This is a genomic window from Roseateles sp. FW305-36, from assembly GCF_058787015.1.
In genome coordinates this window covers 142,230-161,660 of sequence record NZ_JBYSZK010000002.1, presented here as the reverse complement: position 1 = coordinate 161,660, position 19,431 = coordinate 142,230, and the positions used below count along the sequence as shown (strand labels likewise).

General features: G+C 71.1%; 14 protein-coding genes. 6 read left to right on the top strand and 8 right to left on the bottom strand.

Translation table 11 applies throughout. The features are described 5' to 3' along the window. Nucleotides 1–13 precede the first annotated feature (13 nt). Entirely contained in the window at nucleotides 14–2,020 is a 2,007-nt protein-coding gene (locus AC3WOE_RS05035; protein ID WP_492688726.1) for a peptidase U32 family protein, read from the bottom strand. A 9-nt stretch (nucleotides 2,021–2,029) separates the two neighbouring features. Beyond that, the gene (locus tag AC3WOE_RS05030) at nucleotides 2,030–2,938 is read right to left on the bottom strand and encodes a LysR family transcriptional regulator (protein ID WP_492688724.1); all 909 of its coding nucleotides are present in this window, start codon (nucleotides 2,936–2,938) and stop codon (nucleotides 2,030–2,032) included. A gap of 113 nt (nucleotides 2,939–3,051) precedes the next feature. On the opposite strand from AC3WOE_RS05030, the gene AC3WOE_RS05025 reads away from it, so the two are divergent. After that, on the top strand, nucleotides 3,052–4,140 hold the full coding sequence (locus AC3WOE_RS05025) for an alkene reductase (RefSeq protein ID WP_492688722.1): 1,089 nt from the start codon (nucleotides 3,052–3,054) through the stop codon (nucleotides 4,138–4,140). A gap of 74 nt (nucleotides 4,141–4,214) precedes the next feature. Then, entirely contained in the window at nucleotides 4,215–5,369 is a 1,155-nt protein-coding gene (locus AC3WOE_RS05020) for an iron-containing alcohol dehydrogenase (RefSeq protein ID WP_492688721.1), read from the top strand. A gap of 3 nt (nucleotides 5,370–5,372) precedes the next feature. On the opposite strand, the gene AC3WOE_RS05015 is transcribed toward AC3WOE_RS05020, so the two are convergent. Then, on the bottom strand, nucleotides 5,373–6,674 hold the full coding sequence (locus AC3WOE_RS05015; protein ID WP_492688720.1) for a M20/M25/M40 family metallo-hydrolase: 1,302 nt from the start codon (nucleotides 6,672–6,674) through the stop codon (nucleotides 5,373–5,375). A 23-nt stretch (nucleotides 6,675–6,697) separates the two neighbouring features. On the opposite strand from AC3WOE_RS05015, the gene AC3WOE_RS05010 reads away from it, so the two are divergent. Then, on the top strand, nucleotides 6,698–7,525 hold the full coding sequence (locus AC3WOE_RS05010; RefSeq protein ID WP_492688719.1) for an alpha/beta hydrolase: 828 nt from the start codon (nucleotides 6,698–6,700) through the stop codon (nucleotides 7,523–7,525). Here the strand turns inward: AC3WOE_RS05010 and AC3WOE_RS05005 are convergent. The 5 genes from AC3WOE_RS05005 to AC3WOE_RS04985 all read right to left on the bottom strand — a co-directional run bounded on the left by AC3WOE_RS05005 (nucleotide 7,512) and on the right by AC3WOE_RS04985 (nucleotide 15,855). Next, a complete protein-coding gene (locus tag AC3WOE_RS05005; RefSeq protein WP_492688717.1) occupies nucleotides 7,512–10,592 on the bottom strand; it encodes a ligand-binding sensor domain-containing diguanylate cyclase in 3,081 nt (1,026 codons plus the stop codon). The two genes, AC3WOE_RS05010 and AC3WOE_RS05005, sit on opposite strands and share 14 nt — an antisense overlap. A gap of 62 nt (nucleotides 10,593–10,654) precedes the next feature. Next, nucleotides 10,655–11,401: an AAA family ATPase gene (locus AC3WOE_RS05000; protein ID WP_492688715.1), complete on the bottom strand. Its 747-nt coding sequence runs from the start codon at nucleotides 11,399–11,401 to the stop codon at nucleotides 10,655–10,657. Between the two features lie 31 nt (nucleotides 11,402–11,432). After that, the gene (locus AC3WOE_RS04995; RefSeq protein WP_492688714.1) at nucleotides 11,433–12,116 is read right to left on the bottom strand and encodes an ABC transporter ATP-binding protein; all 684 of its coding nucleotides are present in this window, start codon (nucleotides 12,114–12,116) and stop codon (nucleotides 11,433–11,435) included. A 2-nt stretch (nucleotides 12,117–12,118) separates the two neighbouring features. Next, complete coding sequence (locus AC3WOE_RS04990; RefSeq protein WP_492688713.1) at nucleotides 12,119–13,351, bottom strand: efflux RND transporter periplasmic adaptor subunit; 1,233 nt, start codon at nucleotides 13,349–13,351, stop codon at nucleotides 12,119–12,121. 26 nt (nucleotides 13,352–13,377) lie between these two features. Next, nucleotides 13,378–15,855, bottom strand: a complete 2,478-nt coding sequence (locus tag AC3WOE_RS04985; protein ID WP_492688711.1) for an FtsX-like permease family protein — start codon at nucleotides 15,853–15,855, stop codon at nucleotides 13,378–13,380. Nucleotides 15,856–16,008: 153 nt separating this feature from the next. On the opposite strand from AC3WOE_RS04985, the gene AC3WOE_RS04980 reads away from it, so the two are divergent. The 3 genes from AC3WOE_RS04980 to AC3WOE_RS04970 all read left to right on the top strand — a co-directional run bounded on the left by AC3WOE_RS04980 (nucleotide 16,009) and on the right by AC3WOE_RS04970 (nucleotide 19,420). Continuing rightward, entirely contained in the window at nucleotides 16,009–17,307 is a 1,299-nt protein-coding gene (locus AC3WOE_RS04980) for a sigma-54-dependent transcriptional regulator (protein WP_492688709.1), read from the top strand. Continuing rightward, complete coding sequence (locus tag AC3WOE_RS04975; RefSeq protein WP_492688707.1) at nucleotides 17,297–18,457, top strand: sensor histidine kinase; 1,161 nt, start codon at nucleotides 17,297–17,299, stop codon at nucleotides 18,455–18,457. Before AC3WOE_RS04980 ends, AC3WOE_RS04975 begins: the two co-directional genes overlap by 11 nt. Before the next feature lie 228 nt (nucleotides 18,458–18,685). Then, on the top strand, nucleotides 18,686–19,420 hold the full coding sequence (locus AC3WOE_RS04970) for a response regulator (RefSeq protein WP_492688706.1): 735 nt from the start codon (nucleotides 18,686–18,688) through the stop codon (nucleotides 19,418–19,420). Nucleotides 19,421–19,431: the final 11 nt, after the last annotated feature.

Below are 19,431 nucleotides of genomic sequence, written 5' to 3'. Positions count from 1 at the left end.
GGCGGTGAGAGGATCAGACCGGATTTGCCCGGGGAGAAACGGGGCTCGGCCGCGTCTTGTAGAAGGTCATGGGCTCGGCCTTCATCTGGCCATTCAGCTGCTTCAGCACGTTCCTGCGCATGGCGCCGACGACATGCATCTCGCAGGGCTTGCAGTCGAAGCGCAGGGTCAGGGTGTCTTCTCCATGGGTCAGCGTCAGCGGCTCGGCGCGCACCGTGCCCTGCACGCCGGTCACGCCCTTGGCCTGCTTGGGGCAGAGGCTCAGGGACCAGCGCACGCAGTGCTTGGTGATCATCAGCGGCACCTCGCCCAGCTCCTCGTGGCTCTCGTAGGCGGCGCCGACGACCTTGACGCCGTGGCGGGCGTAGAAGGCCGCCGCGCGGCTGTTGTAGACATTGGCGAGGTAGCTCAGCGTGTCCTCGGGGTAGGGCACGGGCGGCTCGACCGGCATGGCACGCGGCAGGCGCTCGAAGGCCGCTTCGCGCGCTGCCTCCAGCGCTGCCACGGCGTCGCGGCGCAGCGCGTTGAGCTTGCTGGCGGGCAGGAAGAGGGGTTCGCCGCGCATCGCCAGGCGCACGCGGCGGGCCTCGAAGATCGTGTCGCCGAGCTTGGCCAGACCTTCCTTCAACTGGGCGTCGGCCTGCTTCGCGTCACGCGCAGGCTCGTGGGCGTGGGGCAGCTTGACCGCGGCCTTGGCGCCGGTCTCATCCTTCAGGCTCAGCTCGAAACCCTCGTTGACCTGGGCCAACGTGAGGTCGACGGCGATGCGGCGTTCGCTGCTGGGCTTGGCCAGCATGCGCTCCCAGGCCATGTCGCGGTTGCGGTTGACGGCCGTGCCGGGGAAGAGGTCCTTGAGGTCGCCGAAGGCCTGGCCCTGGGACAGGTTGGGCTCGATCTTCCAGCGCGTGCCGCCCAGCGGCGTGGCCACGTTGACCGGCACGCCCTGCAACTCGCCCTGGCGGTCCCACCAGGTCAGCGCATCGCCGTTGTTGACGACCTTGACAGCATCGCGCGTATCGATGTCGAAGTCCTCGGCGCCCACGCGCGCGATCTCGCCCAACGGCAGGCCGGCATGCTTGGGGCTGTCGAAGGCGCCGATATCGATCTGGCGGCCGTTGACGAAATAGTCGGTGCCGCCACGGTTGAAGGCCTGCTCGGGTTCGGGCGTGAACGTGAAGCTGCAGCGGCCGTGGCCGGTGGAGGCCAGCTCCGGGCGCTGCTCCATGATCGCGTCCAGCAGCGTGCGGTAATGGGCCGTCACGTTCTTGACGGTGGCCATGTCCTTGTAGCGGCCCTCGATCTTGAAGCTGCGGATGCCGGCATCGATCAGGGCCTCGAGGTTGGCGCTTTGGTCGTTGTCCTTGAGGCTCAGCACATGCTTGTCGTGGGCGACGACGCGGCCCTGGGAGTCGGTCACCGTGTAGGGCAGGCGGCACTCCTGGCTGCAGCTGCCGCGGTTGGCGCTGCGGCCGCTGTGGGCGTGGCTGATGAAGCACTGGCCGCTATAGGCTACGCAGAGCGCGCCGTGGACGAAGAACTCCAGCGTCGCCCACTGCACCTGCTCGCGGATGGCGATGATCTGCTTCAGGTCCAGCTCGCGGGCCAGCACCATCTGCGAGAAGCCGACGTCCTGCAGGAAGCGCGCCTTCTCCGGCGTGCGGATGTCGGTCTGGGTGCTGGCGTGCAGCTGCATCGGCGGAAGGTCCAGCTCGAGCAGGCCCATGTCCTGCACGATGAGGGCGTCGACGCCGGCGTCATGCAGCTGCCAGGCCTGCTGGCGTGCACCCTCCAGCTCGTCGTCACGCAGGATGGTGTTCATCGTGACGAAGATGCGCGCGTTGAAGCGGTGGGCGTGCTTCACCAGCCGCGCGATGTCTTCGATGGCGTTGGGCGCCTTGTCGCGTGCGCCGAAGCCGGGACCGCCGATGTAGACGGCGTCGGCGCCATGGTTGATGGCCTCGATGCCGATGTCGGCATCGCGGGCGGGGGCGAGCAGTTCGAGGGGAATGCGGGCGGCCATGCCCGGATTTTAGGAAGCCGCCGCCACTTCCCTGGCGACCTCCTCCACCAGCGCACGCAGCCAGCGGTGCGCCGGGTCGTCGCGGTAGCGCACATGCCAGGCCATGTGGACGGGGAAGCTGCCCAGGTCCACCGGCGCGGGCAGCACCTTGAGCCGCCGGTCCTGGGCCAGGTGGCGGCAGATCAGGCGCGGCAGCGTGGCGCAGTAGTCGGTCACGGCCACCATTTCCGGGATGGCCAGGAAGTGCGTGACCGACACCGCCACCTCGCGCTTGAGGCCCTGGCGCTCCAGCGCCTGGAACAGGCCCACGCGCAGCCGCCCCGGCGGCAGCATGTTGACGTGCTTGAGGCTCTCGTACTGGGCCCGTGTCAGGCGCTGGCCGACCGTCGGGTGGTCGGCGCGCACGATGCAGTCCAGCCCGTCGTCGATGAGGTGCTGCACGACGAGGTTGTCGGGCGGGTCGACGACGCGGCCGAGCACCAGGGCCGTGGTGCCGGAGATCACGCCGGTGTCGGCCAGGTCGCTGCCAAAGGGCGTGAGCCGCAGCCGGATGCCTGGCGCCCGATCGCGCAGCCGCGCGACGATGGCCGGCACCAGCACGAACTCGACATAGCTGTTAGGCGCGATGGTCAGCAGCAGCTCGGCACGCGCCGGGTCGAAGGCCTGCTGGCCGAGGATGACGCCGTCCAGGGCTTCCAGCGCCGCGGCGATGACGGGCGCCAGCTCCTGCGCCTTGGGCGTGGGTTGCATGCCGTAGCGCTCGCGAATGAAGAGGGGGTCCAGCAGCAGGGCGCGCAGCCGCGTGAGGGCGTTGGACAGGGCCGGCTGCGTGATGTTGAGCCGGGCCGCGGCGCGGGTCACGCTGCGCTCCTGCATCAGGGCCATGAAGACGGGCAGCAGATTGAGGTCGTAGCGCATGCAGATATGTTGAACGGCGAATATCTGGAATTCAATAGATAAATTGGATGAATTGCTGCAGCGCATCCATTCTTCGGTCATCGCCTCAGCAACCCCCTGACCTGGAGACCGCCATGACCAATACCCTGTTCACCCCCACCCGCCTGGGCGCCATCGCCGTGAAGAACCGCATCGCGATGGCCCCGCTGACCCGCTCGCGTGCCGGCATGGACGGCGTGCAGACGCCGCTGGCCGCCGCCTACTACGCCCAGCGCGCCTCGGCCGGCCTGCTGATCGCCGAGGCCACCAACATCTCCCGCCAGGCCCGCGGCTATGCCTACACGCCGGGCATCTACACCGACGAGCAGGTCGCGGCCTGGCGCCCGGTCACCGACGCCGTGCACGCCGCCGGCGGCAAGATCGTGCTTCAGCTCTGGCATGTAGGCCGCATGTCCCACGTGAGCCTGCAGGAAGGCGGTGCCGCGCCCGTGGCGCCCTCGGCCCTGCAGGCCGGTGGCAGCGTGTTCACCGAGCAGGGCTTCGAGCCGCCGTCGATGCCGCGCGCGCTGCGCACCGACGAGATCCCCGGGCTGATCGAGGACTACCGCCAGGCCGCGCTGCGCGCCCAGGCCGCCGGCTTCGACGGCGTGGAGGTGCACGCCGCCAACGGCTATCTGCTGGAGCAGTTCCTGCGCGACAGCACCAACCACCGCAGCGATGCCTACGGCGGCTCCATCGAGAACCGCGCCCGTCTCACCCTCGAGGTTGTCGCGGCAGTGGCTGGCGCCTGGGGTGCCGACCGCGTCGGCGTGCGCGTGTCGCCGCTGTCCACCGCCATCGGCGACACGCCGCTGGACAGCACGCCCATGCAGACCCATGGCTATCTGGTGGCCAAGCTCAGCGCCTTGGGGCTTGCCTATCTGCACGTGGTGGAAGGCCAGATGCATGCCGGCAACCATGCCGACGCCTTCGACATCCGCGCGCTGCGGGCAGCCTTTGCCGGCGCCTACATCGCCAACAACGGCTACGACCGGCAAACCGCGCTGGACGCCACCGCCCAGGGCCGCGCCGACCTGGTGGCCTTCGGCCGCGCCTTCATCGGCAACCCCGACCTGGTGGCGCGCCTGCGCGACAACCGGCCGCTGTTCGACGCCCCCGCGTCGAGCTACTTCGGCGGCGGTGCCGAGGGCTATACCGAGTTCACCCAGCCCCAGGCCGCCTGAACAGGCCTTGCATTCCCCCCAGCCGGCCGCAACTGCGGCGGCCGACCCGTCAAAACCTCACCCCAAGACTCGTCATGAACAACTTCAACCTCTACGTCCCCACCCGCGTCCTCTTTGGCCAGGGCCAGATCGCCGGCATCGCTAAGCAGGTGCCGGCCGGGGCCCGCGTGCTGGTCACCTACGGCGGCGGCAGCGTGCTGGCCAATGGCGTCATGGCCCAGGTGCGTGAGGCCCTGGGCGAGCGCCTCATCGCCGAGTTCGGTGGCATCGAGCCCAACCCCGACTACGCCACGCTGATGCGCGCCGTTGCCCTGGGCCGGGAGCAGGCCATCGACTTCGTGCTGGCCGTCGGCGGCGGCTCGGTGGCTGATGGCAGCAAGTTCATCGTCGCGGCCATGCCCTACGAGGGCGATCCCTGGGAGCTGCTGACCGGCCAGGGCAAGGTCAAGTCGGCCGTGCCGCTTGGCGTGGTGCTGACCCTGGCCGCCACCGGCTCGGAGATGAACTCCGGCGCCGTCATCAGCCGCCGCGAGACTGGCGACAAGCTCTTCTTCGGCTCCGAGAAGGTCTTCCCGCGCTTCGCCGTGCTGGACCCGAGCACCCTGTACAGCCTGCCGCCGCGGCAGACGGCCAACGGCGTGGTGGATGCTTTCGTGCACACCATCGAGCAGTACCTGACCTACCCGGTCAACGCCAAGGTGCAGGACCGCATGGCCGAGGGCCTGCTGCTGACGCTGATCGAAGAAGGCCCCAAGGTGCTGGAGCAGCCGAGCGACTACGACGCGCGCGCCAATGTGATGTGGGCCGCCACCATGGCCCTCAACGGCTACCTGGGCGCCGGCGTGCCGCAGGACTGGAGCACCCACATGCTCGGCCACGAGATCACGGCCGTGCACGGCCTGGACCATGCGCAGACCCTGGCCATCGTGCTGCCCGCCATGCTGGCGGCGCGCCGCGCGCCCAAGCGCGCCAAGCTGCTGCAGTACGCCGAGCGTGTGTGGGGCCTGCGCGAGGGCAGCGAGGACGCTCGTATCGACGCCGCCATCGCCGCGACCCGCGCCTTCTTCGAGCGCATGGGCGTGCCCACGCGGCTGTCGGGCCACGCCATCACCGAGCCGCGGCTGGACGCCATCCTGGCCAAGCTGCAGGCCCATGGCATGACGAAGCTCGGCGAACACGGCGATGTGACGCTGGACGTCAGTCGTGCGGTGCTGGAAGCCGCCGTCTGAGGCTCAGCGCGTAAGGCGGTAGATCAGCAGCGCCGCGCGGATGGCGCCACGTTCGATGGACGAGATGTCCAGCCACTCGTCCGGCGTGTGGGCGCCGCCACCCGCGGCGCCCAGGCCGTCCAGGCTGTCGACGAGGGGCGCGACGAACTGCACATCGCCCGCGCCGCGCTGGCCGGGCGGGAAGGCCACGACAGCGCCCAGGCCGGCGTCGGCGCTGGCCGCCGAATAGGCCTCCAGCACCTTCAGGTTGCCTGGCGTGGGCGCCATCGGCGGGTAGCTCTCGTTGAAGCTGATCTTGGAGCGCGTGCCGGGCAGGGCCTGCTCGACGATGGCCTGCATGCGCTCCCTGGCCTTGGCGCCCTGCTCGGCGGTCAGATAGCGCAGGTCGCCGCGTACCTGCGCGTCCCGCGGGATGACATTGGTCTTGCCAAAGGCCTGGCCCTGGCTTTCACCGTCATCCCATTTGGCGCTGGTGCCGGCCACCAGGGTCGCGGCATTGAAGGTCAGGTCGGGCTCGATGAGCTGCTCTCGGAAGGCGTTCAGCACACGGGCCGCCTCGTAGACGGCGCCATAGCCGTCCTTGCCGAAGACGCCGGCCGAGTGGCCGGTGCGTGCCGTGACCGTCAGATGCCATCCGCCCGAAGCCCGGCGGCCGATGGTGGCGGCGTCGCGGCCCTGGTCGTCGCGGGTGGCGCCTTCGAAGGCGAGGGCCACGTCGCTCTGCTTGGCGGCATCGATCAATGCGGCCCGCGCCACCTCGGCGGGATGGCCCACGCGTTCCTCGTCGCCGGTGAAGACGACCCGCACCGTCGTGCCATTCAGCGCACCGGTCTCATTCAAGGCCTTGAGCGCCAGCAGGACGATGACGTCGCCGCCCTTCATGTCGGACACGCCCTGGCCGCGCACGCGCTTGCCGTCGGCGGCCCAAGGCGGCACGGCGCTGTCCTTCTCGAAGACGGTGTCCAGGTGACCGATCAGCAGCAGGCGCTTGCCCTGGTTGCCGGTGCGCTCGGCGACGAGGTGGCCGGCGCGCTTCATCTCGGCCGGCATGTCGACCCAGCGCGTCTTGAAGCCCAGGGCCTCGAATTCGGCGCCATACAGGGAGCCCACCTCACGCACGCCGGCCGGGTTCAGCGTGCCGCTGTTGACGAGCACGCTGCGCTCCAGCAGCTTGAGCGCATCGGGCGTCAGGCGCTTCACGTTGGCGACGACCTTCTGCTCCTGGGCATCGAGCCCGGCCGCGAACGCCGGGGACGTGACGAGCAGCAGGGCCAGCGTGATTCGGATAGCGTGTGGGGTCTTCATGCCTCGAGTGTCAATCACACGCCATGCAACGCCGCCTGCTGCTGACCCTGCCCCTGATAGCTTCCATGCCGGCACTCGCCGCCGGGCCGTCAACGGCCCTGAGCAGCGTGCAGGTCCTGCCCGAGCCGCTGGCCATGCCGGGCCTCAACCGCCTGCGTACGCTGCGCCTGTATCGGCCGCCCACCTACGACCACGACGCGCTGCGGCGCTACCCGGTCATCTATATGCACGACGGCCAGAACCTCTTCGACGCGGCCACCAGCTATGCCGGCGAATGGGGCGTGGACGAGACCATGGACGCCCTGGCCCGGGAGATCGGCTTCGAGGCGCTCGTTGTAGGCATCGACAACGGCGGCGAGAAGCGCAACAGCGAGATGGCGCCCTTTGACCACCCGCAGCTGGGCAAGGCCGAGGGCCCGGCCTATCTCGACTTCATCGTGAAGACTGTCAAGCCCTTCATCGATGCCGGCTGGCGCACGAAGCCGGAGCGCGAGCACACGGCCCTGATCGGCAGCTCGCTGGGCGGCCTCATCAGCCATGCGGCCCTGCTCAATCACGGCGAGACCTTCGGCCGCTATGGCCTGTTCAGCCCGTCCTACTGGGCGGCGCCGCAGATCTTCGACGCGACTGCCGCGGCCACCCTGCCAGCGGCCACGCGCATCCATCTCTACTGCGGCGGCCGCGAAGGCGGCGGCATGGCGAGCGGAACCCGGCGCATGCACCAGCAGCTGGCCCGCCAGCTGCCCGCGCAGCAGCTCAGCCTGCACATCGCTGACGAGGCGGGTCACAACGAAGCGGCCTGGCGGGCCGAACTGCCGTCGGCCCTGAAAACACTGTTCAGGCTGGGTTGAGGGCGTCGTCGACGGCGCCGCTGCGCGCGATCTGCAGCCGCTTCTCGTTGCGCCAGGCCGGCAGGTCCTCGGGCGCTTCGCGCGGCGACAGGCCGTTGGCGCGGATGGCGCCCACGTAGCCGTCGCGGCCCTGGGCCTTGGCGGCATACAGGGCCGAATCCGCCAGGGCCAGGCAGGCCCGCCAGTCCCACAACCGTGGGTGGCGCGGGTCCAGCGGGAAGGCGCAGAAGCCGATGGACACGGTTACATGCACGGTCTCGCCGGGACCGATCTCGAAGGGTTTGTCGCGCACCGCGGCGCAGACGCGTGCCGCCAGTTCGGCGGCGTCACGGCGCTCGGTCTCGCGGGCCAGGGCCAGCACCTCCTCGCCGCCCCAGCGCACCAGGGAGTCGGTCTCGCGGAAGACGCCGCGCAGCCGCTCGGCCAGCTGCACCAGCACCGCGTCGCCGGCCGCGTGGCCGTGCAGGTCGTTGACGCGCTTGAAGTGGTCCAGGTCCAGCAGCATCAGCAGCAGGTCGGCGTCCGAGCCCGGGCCATCGCTGTCGGGCGTCTCGAAGCGGCGCAGGCACAGGCGCAGGTCGTCGTCCAGGCGCAGCTCGAGGTAGCGGCGGTTGCGCAGGCCCGTCAGCGCGTCGGTCAGGCTCAGTTCGCGCAGCTCGGCGGTGCGCTCGTCCACCAGGGCCTTGAGCTCGGCCTCGCGCAGGCGCAGCGAGCGCGTGCGCCAGCGCATCCAGGCCCAGATGGCCAGCAGCGTGGCCAGCACGCCGCCGACGCGGGCCGCGTCCGTCTCCCACCAGGCCGGCTCCAGCGTGATGGGCAGCTGCAGCAGCTCGGGGCCCCACAGCGAATGGTGGGCGGTGGCCCGCACCTGCAAGGTGTACTGGCCGGGTTTGAGCGGCCCGAAGCTGGGGTTGCGGCCGCTGGCATCGACACGGGTCCAGTCGCCGTCCAGGCCCTCCATGCGGAATTCATAGCGCAGCCGCGCGGGTTCGGCGTAGTCCAGGGCCGCGAACTCGATGGACAGGCTGCGCTTGCCGGGCGGCAGGGTCAGGCGCTGGGCCGGGCGCGGCAGCTCCCAGGGCTGGCCGTTGACGCGCAGGCCGCTGATGACCAGGGGCGGGGTGGTGCGCTGGGCGCGGTAGACGTCGGGCAGCACGCGCAGCAGGCCGCGGCTGCCGCCGAACAGCAGGCCGCCGCCGGGCAGCTCGGTGCTGGCGAAGAACCAGAAGCTGCCGAAGTTGGCGCCTTCGGCGCTGCCGAAACTGTCGAGCCGGTCGGCCGCGGGGTCGTAGACGTAGAGCTGGCTCCAGATGCGGCCCTGGCTGTCCTCGTGCAGATTGCCCCCGAACACGCCCTCCACGCCATGACGCTCGCTGATGCGCTCGAAGCGGGCGCGACCCTGGGCATCCCAACCCTTGAGGCGGTGCAGGCCGCTGACCGGCGTGTCCACCCACAAGCGCCCATCGCGTCCCCACAGCAGGCTCATGACGATGGGGCTGGCCAGGGCCTCGTCGGGCGCCTGGGGCACGACCTCCAGGCCGCCTTCTCCGGCGACCTTCTCGCGGAACAGGCCCTGCTGGCCACCCGCCCAGAGCCGGCCATCCGGCGCACTGCTCAGCACGTAGATGCCCCCATGCAGCAGACCATCGAGCGGATGGACGCGCTCCAGCGCCGCAGCGTTTTCGCTGGCGAGGCGGTACAGGCCCTCCTGCATGCCCAGCCAGACGCTGCCATCGCCGCGCAGCAGCAGTTGCTGGGCGCGGGCACCGTCCAGGGGCCAGTCGCGCAGCAGGCGGCCATCGGCGGCGCGGTGCTCCAGCCGCCCCGCGGCGGCCATCCACAGGCTGCCATCGGCTGCCTCGGCCATGATCTCGACGACGCTGCGCCGCTCGCGCGGCCATTCGCCCAGCGTGGCCAGGTCGCGGCCCGGGCGGCCGTCCAGGCGGGCGATGTGGCCGTTCTGGGTTGGCGCCAGCACCTCCCCGTTCTTCAGCGCCAGCACCGCGCGCACGTCGGCCTCGGCAAGCGGGCTGTTCAGGTCGGCATCGGGGCCGCGCACGGCCAGGGCCGGGTGGGAAAGGTGGCGCTGCACGCCCAGGCCATAGCCGCTGACCCACATCGCGCCGCTGTGGTCGCGCAGCAGGCCGCTGACGTCGTTGCCGGCCAGGCCCATGACGCGGCGCGAGTCCTGGCGCAGCCGGGCCTCGATGGCGCCGCTGGCCGGATTGACCCAAAACAGCCCCACCTTGCCGCCCACCCAGAGCCGCCCGTCGGCGGCTTCGGCGATGGCATTGATGGGCATGTTGAGCATCTGCACCCAGCGCACCTGGCCCTGCTCGACGACGCCCAGGTGGCCGTCCTGCGTGCCCAGCCAGATGCGGCCGCTGCGGTCCTCGGCCACGGCCTGCACGGGGTTGCCGGCGTCCAGCTCGGGCAAGGCGAGGTTTTCCCAGGCGCCGTTGACGAAGCGGGCCAGGCCGCGCCAGTGGCCGGCCCAGACCACACCATCGGTGCCCACCTGCAAGGCGAGCACCCGCTTCTCGGCCTGGCCGCGCCAGCGCAGCTCATGGGCCTCGAAACGCTTGGCGGCGGGGTCGTAGCGGTAGAGGCCCTGGCCCAGAGTGCCGACCCAGATGCTGCCGTTGCGGGCCGCGGCCAGCGCGCGGATGGGCGGCTGCGGGCCCGTGCCGCCCTGGGCGCTGCCATGGCTTTCGACGCGGTCCTGTTCGGGGTCGTAGGCCACCAGGCCCTGGAATTCGGTGCCTATCCACATGCGGCCATCGGCCGACGGCGCCATCGCGCGCACCCAGCCCAGACTGCGCTTGGCCACCGTGTCGCCGGCCAGCTCGATGGGCCGCAGCCGGTAGCCGTCGTAGCGCGTGACGCCCCGGTTCAGGGCGATCCACATGAAGCCGGCCTGGTCCTGGGCGATGGCCGGCACCGAGTTCTGCGGCACGGTCACGCTGCGGAACTGCACCTCCAGCGGGCCCACGCCGGCGTCGGCGCGGGCCTGGGCCCCGCCACACAGCAACAGCAGGCCGAGCAGGCCTCGAATCAGGGGGTGCATACCCCCGCCATCCTAAAGGCGCCGATTGACGAAACCGCCGCCGCGGGTGTATTGCGCGCGCCTTAGTCGACCAACAAATCACGCAGCCGGCGTTGCGGATCGGCCATGAAGTCGCGCATCACCTGGAAATGGGCGGTGTCTTCATAGCCTACGCGGTGGATGCCATCGGCGCCGAAGCGGTAGACCCAGGCATCGGGATAGGCCATCAGCACGGGCGAATGCGTCGCGATGACGAACTGCGATTCCTGGCGCACCAGGGCGTGCAGGCGCTGCAGCGCGTCGAGCTGGCGCTGCGGCGACAGCGCCGCCTCCGGTTCGTCGAGGATGAAGAGGCTGCGGCCGCCGAAGCGCTCATGGAGCAGCTTCAGGAAGGACTCGCCATGCGATTGCTCGTGCAGGGAGCGGCCGCCATAGGAGGCGATGACGGGCGGGCCGCCCGGCCCTTCGTCCAGACGCTCGATCTCGGTGGCGACGTTGAAGAAGCTCTCGGCACGCAGGAAATAGCCGTCCCGCCAGCGCTTCACGCCCTTGGCCACGCGCAGGTAGTCGTGCAGCACGGAATGCGAGGCCCGCGTGCCGAAGCTGAAGTTGCGGCTGCCGCCTTCCGGGTTGAAGCCCAGCGACACGGCCAGGGCCTCCAGCAGCGTCGACTTGCCCGAGCCGTTCTCGCCGACGAAGAAGGTCACCTTGGGATGCAGCTCCAGCCTCTCCAGCGTCTGCACCGCCGGCAGGTTGAAGGGGTAGTGGTCGAAGGACTCGACCTGGTCGCGCTTCAGGGCGAGGTGGAAGACGAATTGGGAGGCGAGCATCGGCTCCCGACTATGCCAAGGCCGGGTGGCTTCAGGCCACGGCCGCCACCGCATCCACCACCACCCTGCCGTCCAGCAGCCTCAGCGTGCGCGAGGCCTGGGCGGCATGCTCCAGGGAGTGGGTGACCATGACCAGGGTCGTGCCCTCGGCATTGAGCTCGCGCAGGATTCGCATCACCTCGGCGCCATGGGCGCTGTCGAGGTTGCCGGTGGGTTCGTCGGCGAGCAGCAGGGCCGGGCGGGCGGCGATGGCGCGGGCGATGGCCACGCGCTGCTGCTGGCCGCCGCTGAGCTGGCTGGGTCGGTGGCCGGCGCGGTGGGCGATGCCGAGCCTCTCCATGACCTCGTCGACACGTTCGCGGCGGGCGCGGGCCGGCAGCTCGCCGTACTCCAGCGCCAGCGCGATGTTCTCGGCCACGCTGAGGTCGTCGATGAGGTTGAAGCTCTGGAAGACGAAGCCGATGCGACCGCGGCGCAAGGTGTTGAGCTGCTTCTCGCCCCAGCCGGCGACGTTGTGGCCGTCGAACCAGTATTCGCCGCCCGACGGCGCGTCGAGCAGGCCAAGGATGCCCAGCAGCGTGGACTTGCCGCAGCCCGAGGGGCCCGTGATGGCCAGGTATTCGCCGGCCTCGATGTCGAGGTCGATGCGGTCCAGGGCCGTGGTCTCGATGTCGCCGGAGCGGAAGGTCTTGGTGAGGTGCTTGAGCTTGAACATGGTCAGTCCAGTTGAAGAGCGGTGGCGCCGGTGAAGGCGCGATACGGGGAGACGACGACCTGCTCGCCGGGCTGCAGGCCGCCGAGGACTTCGACGACGCCGTCGGCGCGACGGCCAAGCTTGAGTTCGCGGCGCTGGGCATGGCGACCGTCGGCGTCGAGGACGAAGGCCCAGGCACCACCGGTGTCGGCGTAGAAGCCGCCGTCTGGCAGCAGCAGGGCCTGTTGCGTGTTGCCCAGCGTCAGGCGCACATCCAGGCTCTGGCCGACCTGCAGCGGCGGCGGCTCGGCGTCGAAGCCGAGTTCGACACTGAAGCGGCCATCCTTGACCTGGGGGTCGATGCGGACGACGCGCAGCGTGTGGTCGCGGCCGTCGTGGGCCAGCGTGGCGGCCAGGCCCTCGCGCACGCGGCCGAGATGGAATTCATCCAGGCGCAGCTCCAGCTTGAAGCGGCCCAGGCTGTCCAGGCGCGCGATGCGCGTGCCGCTGCGCACGCTCTCGCCGACCTGCAGCGCGAGGCCCGTCAGCCGGCCGGCCACCGGCGCCCGCACGGCCAGGCCTTCGCTGGCGGTGCGCATCGCGTCCAGCCGCTTGTTGAGGTCGGCCACGGCGCGCTGCATGGCCTGCACGGATTGCTCGCGCACGGCGAGCTCCTCACGGCCGTCGGCCTGCTGCTGGGCAAAGAGGCGTTCGGCCATGGACAGCTTGTCGGCCGAATCCTCCAGCGCCGACGGCGACAGGAAGCCCGTGGCGGCCAGCTCGCGGTTGCGCTGGTGCAGGCGGCGCACACGCTCCAACTCGAACTGCGCCTCGGTCAAGCTGCGGCGCTGCGCGGCCTGGGCCTGCATCCACGCGGCCCGCAAGGTGGAGAAATTGGCGAGCTGCTGGGCCGCCTCGCTGGAGCGCGCCATCAGCTCCTGGGCGCGCTGGCTGCTGGCCAGCACGACGAGCAGCTGGCCGGCCTCGACGCGTTCGCCATCCTTGACCAGCACCTGCTCGACGCGGCCTTCCTCGGTGGCGTCCAGCAGCACCGACTGCAGCGGATGGGCGGTGGCGCGGCCGACGACGACGTCGCGGAAGGCGCCAGGCTTGGCGGCAGCGATCTCGACATCGGCCCGGGCCACCGGCACGCCACGCGGCCAGTGGCGGGCCAGCAGGCCGGCGGCGCCCAACGCGATGGCGGTCGCCAGCACCATCAGCCAGCGGCGCGATGGCTGCGCCACACGGCGGTCCATGGCCGCGCCAGAAGTCAGCACCGCGCTCATCCCCTCAAGGCCTGCAGCGGCCGCAGCGCCAGCGCGGCATACAGATGGCGGGCCACGGCCAACGCCGTCACGGTGGCCAGCAGCGCGACGGCGGCCAGCAGCACCCACAGCGAGAACGGTCCCACCGGTGCACGTTCGACGAAGTCCGCCAGATAGCGCTGCGACAACCAGGCCGCCCCCGGCAAGGCGATGGCGCAGGCCACCGCCAGCACGCCGGCGAACTCGCGCGCCAGCAGGCCCGCCACCGCGCCCGCGCCGGCGCCATGCAATTTGCGCAGCACGATCTCGCGCTCGCGCAGGCGCAGCGTGTAGGCGGCCAGCGCATAGATGCCCACGGCCGCCAGGCCCAGGGCCATCAACCCGGCGATGCCGACGACGCGACCCAGCCGCGTGTCGTCGGCCACCTTCTGCAGCAGCATGTCGCGCATGGGCAGGGCACTGGCCTCGGCATCCGGGAAACGCTCCTTGACCAAGGCCGCCAGCTTCACGCGCGTGGCCTGGGGGTCGCGGCTGTGCACGCCGATGACGCTGTAGCCGCGCTCCACCACGGGCCGGATCGCGTGCGGCTGCGGTGGGCTGCGCGGGCCTTCGAGGCGGATGTCGTCGATGACGGCCACCACCGTGGCGGGTTTGCCGTCGTCGATATTGGGGCCGGTGCCGAGCTGCTGGCCCACGGCCGCCTCGGGGCTGGCAAAGCCGAGGGCGCGCACGCCGCTGCGGTCCAGCACGATGCCCAGCTGGGCCTGCTCGGCGACATGGTCGGCCGACAGGCGCCCGGCGATGACACGCATGCCATAGAGCTGGAAATAACCCGGCGTGAAACCGACGCCGGTGCGCAGGCTCACCGACTTGCCGCCGGCGCCGGTGAACTCGCCATACCAACTGGCGAAGTCACGGCCGGGCACGTCCTCGGCGGCGGCGGCAGTGATGACCTCGGGCCAGGTACGGATGCGCTCCAGCAGCGCCTTCGTCTGCGCCGGCTGGGCCTCCCAGGGCAGCTCGATGGCGACGCGATCCTGAATCTCGAAGCCGCGCGGGATGTCGGCGCTGTGCTCGGCCTGCCACAGCACCGTGAAGGCCAGCGTTGCGAACACGGCGGCAGCGCCGAACTGCAACGTCGTCATGACCCGGCGCAGCCATCGGCTGGCCCGACCCTCGCTGTGGCTGCGGCCCGCCAGCGACTCGGCCGGCCGCACGCGCAGCGCAATGCCGCTGAGGGGCAGCGCGCTGAGGGCGGCGATGGCGCCGCACAGCAGCAGCGTCAGCCCCAGCATGCCCGGCGCCAGCACGGGCGCATGGAATTGCCGCTGCATCAGCACCTCCACGGCGGGCGTGACCCACCAGGCCAGCAGCAGGCCCAGGGCGCCGGCCAGGCCCGCCACGACGGCGGCCTCGGCGAAGAACTGCAGGGCCAACTGCCGGGCGCCCGCACCCAGCGATTTGCGCAGGCCGATCTCGCGCTGGCGCTTCAGCGTGCGCACGCTCCACAGGTTGACGAAGTTGATGACGGCCAGGGCCAGCACGCCGGCCGCGGCGGCCGCCAGACTGCCGAGCTGCAGGCGGCGCAGCGGGCTGCCGGCACCATGCAGGCCGACGTCCACCACCGGCATGGCGCGCAGATAGGCCGGCTTGCCGCCGCCCTTCAGGAAGTCCATCGGGAAGCCGGGCGGGATGGGTTGCTGGTCCAACAGCCGCTGCGCGAGCGTGGTCAGCTGCTCGGGCCGGGCGCCCGGCTGCAGGCGGGCGTAAAGGTGGCCGGTGGTGTGGAGCCAGGTGTCCGAGCGCGCCAGATAGGCCTTGGCGGCCGGCGCGTGGAAGCCGGCAATGGCGTCGAAGCCGAGCATGCCGTTGAGGTTGGGCGTGGGCAGCACGGCCTTGACGGTCAGCGTGAACTGATGCGCCGGCGCGCGGCCTTCGGGGTCGGGCGGCAAGGCGATGCTGAAGCTGCGACCGACTGCCTGCACCGTGCCGAACAGTTTTTCGGCCGCCGATGCGCTCAGCGCGATGCCCTCGGGCGTGCCGAGGGCCGCAGCCATGTCGCCTGTCAGCGGCTTCAGGCCGAACAGGGTCTGCAGGTCGGCGTCGCCCACCGCGATGACGATGCGGCTGCTGCGCTGCACACCCTGGGCATCGGCGGCGCTGGCCGCCAGCTGCGTGAACAGCACCCGGCTCATCGCCTCGACCGGTGCGCCGTTGGCGCGCAGCTCGTTGTACAGCGGCACGGTGGGCACTTCGCGGAACCAGTCGGTCTTGATGCCCCCGGGGCCCCGGGCCTGCCATTCGAAGGTGACGAGGCGCTCGCGCTCGGGCAGGCCGGCGTCGGGCCACAGCACGTCCTGCAGGAGGCTGGCGGTCAGCAGCGTGAGGGCCAGGCCCAAGGCCAGGCCGGCGATGACGAGGGCGGCCGGGCCGGGCTCGGCGCGCAGTTGGCGCCAGGCACCGCGCCAGAAAAGGGTGGAGGGGAGCAGCTTCATGTGAGGCTCTTGTGCAAGAGACGGGCCAAGCCGTCTTCCCCGGGGAAACCGGGCTTCCCACGGCGCCGGCGTCCGGAAGCGGACACCCGCACTGTCCGCTTCCGGACAGTGCCTTGCCCGGCCCCACAGCCGCGCTTAGAGTCGCGCCCTCTCATGGCCGGCCTGCTGATCCTCGACGACGACCCCGACGTGGCCCTGGCCGCGCGCCTGGCCCTGCGCAAGCTCGCGCCCGTCGCCGTGCGCAACGACCCGCGTGAACTGGCGGCGTCCCTGGACGAGATCGCCCCCGACGTACTGTTGCTGGACATGAACTTCACGCCCGGCGCCAGCGATGGTGCGGCCGGCCTGGCCCTGCTGCGCGAGGTGGTGGCCCGCCGCGATGCGCCGGCCGTCATCGTCATGACGGCCTATGCCGAAGTCGAGCTGGCCGTGCAGGCGCTGAAGGCCGGCGCGGTGGACTTCATCACCAAACCCTGGCCCAACGAGCGGCTGGTGGCCTGCGTGCAGGCGGCCCTGGCACGTCGGGCACCGGCACCTGCGACGGGCGAACTGCTGGGCGATTCGGCGGCCATGCAGTCGCTGCGCGCCCAGATCGCTCAGGTAGGGGCCAGCGAGGCCAGCGTGTTGATCCTCGGCGAGAACGGCGTTGGCAAGGAGCTGGTAGCGCGCGCCCTGCACCACGCCTCGCCGCGTTCGCAAGGGCCGCTGCTGGCCGTCGACATGGGCTCCCTGCCCGAGGCGCTGGTGGAGAGCGAGCTGTTCGGCCACAGGCGCGGCAGCTTCACGGACGCGCGCGAATCGCGGCCCGGGCGCTTCGTCGCGGCGGCCGGTGGCACGCTGTTCCTCGACGAGATCGGCAACCTGCCGCTGCCCCAACAGGCCAAGCTGCTGGCCGCGCTGGAGCGCCGCGAGGTGACGCCGCTGGGCAGCGACCGGCCGGTGGCCGTGGACGTGCGCGTGCTGGCCGCGACCAACGTGCCCGAGAGCGAACTCTTCGATGCGAAGCGCTTCCGACCCGACCTGCTCTACCGCCTCAACACCGTGGTGCTGCGCGTGCCGCCGCTGCGCGAGCGCGGCGCCGGTGACGTCGCCCTGCTGCTGCGCCACTACCTGGCCCACTTCGCAAGCGCGAAGCCGGCGCGGGACATCGACGCCGATTCGCTGGCGCGCCTGTGCGCCTACCGCTGGCCCGGCAATGTGCGCGAACTGCGCCAGGCGTGCGAGCGTGCCACGCTGCTGGCGCGCGGGCCGGTCTTCACGTTGGCGGACTTCGGGCTGACGGAGCCGGCCACGCCGGCGCCGGTCGAGCCAGGCCTGGACCTGGCTCAGCGCGAACGCGAGGCGGTGCAGGCAGCGCTGGCCCAGGCTGACGGCAATATCAGCCAGGCAGCCAAGCTGCTGGGGGTCAGCCGCGCGGCGCTGTACCGACGGCTGGAGAAGCATGGGCTCTGATCGCGTCCGCATCGCTCTCGCTGCGCTCCTGCTGGCCGCCAGCGCGGCGGGCACGGTGGCAACGCTGCAATCCCCGCGGCTGCTGGTGGCCTGCGTGCTGGTCGGCCTGATTGCCGCGGTCCTCGGTTGGACGGCCCTGAGCCGTCTTGCCCACAAGCCGGCCCCCCTCCCCCCCGACCCGCCGCCGCCACCGCGGCCCGATCTGGACGCGGCACTCGAACACGCCCCACTGGCCCTGTGGCGCCTCACCGCGGGCAAACCGCCGCTGGCCCTGAATGCCGCCGCCCGCCGCCTCATCGCACCCGGCCGCGCCGTCGAGCCCGCCAGCCTGATTTCGCTGCTGGACGCCGACCCCGGCCGCCGCGTCGTCACCCTGCCCACCGAGCACGGCCAGGAGCGCGCCGTGCTGGCCGTGTCGGCCCTGACCGTGCAGGGCGAGGCCTGGCGTCTCGCGGCCCTGGCGCCCATCGAGTCGGAGCTGGAGACCGAGGCCCTGGCCGCCTGGCGACAGCTGGTGCAGGTACTGACCCACGAGATCATGAATTCGCTGACGCCGATCGCCTCGCTGGCCGCCAGCGCGCCGGCCCTGCTGGAGGCCGGCGAGCACGAGGAGCTGCAGGCGGCCCTGGCGGCGATGGCGCGACGGGCTTCGCATCTGCAGGGTTTCGTCGAGCGCTATCGCAGCGTCAGCCAGCCGCCGGCACCCACCCTGGCCGACACGCCGCTGCTGCCGCTGCTGCAGGCCGTGCAACACCTCGTCGCCCCCGCCTGGGAGGCGGTGGGCGGCCGCGTGGCCGTCAGCGTCGAGCCCGCGACCCTGGCCCTGCGCACCGACGCGGCCCAGCTGGAGCAGGTGCTGATCAACCTGGCGCAGAACGCCCTGCAGGCCTGCGCCGGACGGCCTTCGCCCAGCCTCGGCATCGAGGTCGCGCTGAGCCGCGGCGCGCGGCTGCGCCTGACCGTGGCCGACAACGGTCCGGGCGTGGCGCCGGGGCTGGAGAACCGCATCTTCACGCCCTTCTTCACAACCCGCGAGGGCGGCAGCGGCGTTGGCCTGGCCGTCGTGCGCCAGCTGGTGCATGGCCTAGGCGGCACGGTGCGCCACGCCAAGCGACCAGGCGGCGGCGCCTGCTTCATCCTGACGTTCTGACTTCCTGAAGCCTCTCGTCCAAGGACTGGCTTGACCGGTCACCCGACGGGACGGCGATGCTTGCGGCATCGAGCCGCAAGCACATCGCCAGCGCGGGCCGGCCAGGGAGCGGCCCGACGCTCGGCCCGAAAGAACCACAAACCTTCGGCATTCATCGAGAAATGCCGGCTTTCCTCAGTGGTGTGTCCTCGTGGCGGATGTTAGGCTGCCCGCTGTTACACCCCGGGGATGGAGTCGATGTTTCACGAGCTGCAGGAGTTGCTGGGCGCCTACTTGATGCCGGTATTGATCGCAATACCCCTCGCCATCATCGTGCTCATCGCCGCCTTCAAGCGTGACGACTACCGTCCGCCGCGCGAGTACACGCCGCCGCCGCGCCCGCCCGCCGGGGGGCACCACGCTAATGCGCCGGTGGTGCTACCGCCGCTGCCCATCAGCCCGAACGCCGGCCCCGGCCCGACCATGGCCAGCGCCTTCGTCACGGCGCCCACGCCCATGCAACCCCCGGCGCCGCCCGCGCCCGTGGTGCCCGAGGGCCCGCCCATCGTGCTGGTCGCCGACGACTCCGCCGTCGTGCGCACCAAGCTGAAGCGCCTGCTGGAAGGCGCCGGCTTCACGGTCGTGCAGGTCAACGACGGCAACGAGGCCATGGCCCAGCTGGACGAGAAACCCGAGATCGCGGTACTGATCACCGACCTCGAGATGCCCAACAAGGACGGTTTCGAGCTGATTGCCGACGTCCATGGCAGCCTGACGACCGAGGACCTGCCTGTCATCGCCATCACCGGCCACGACGAGCTGCATGGGCGCGTCGGCCAGATCGAAGGCGTCTACGGCATCTTCAAGAAGCCCTGGAACGACCGCGAGCTGCTCAAGCGCGTGGAGTCCTTGGTGCATCTGCGCCGCGCCGCCAGCCGACGTGGGCGCCGCGCTTCCGACCTGCGAGCACCGCCAAGCGCCTGATCCGGTGCGCA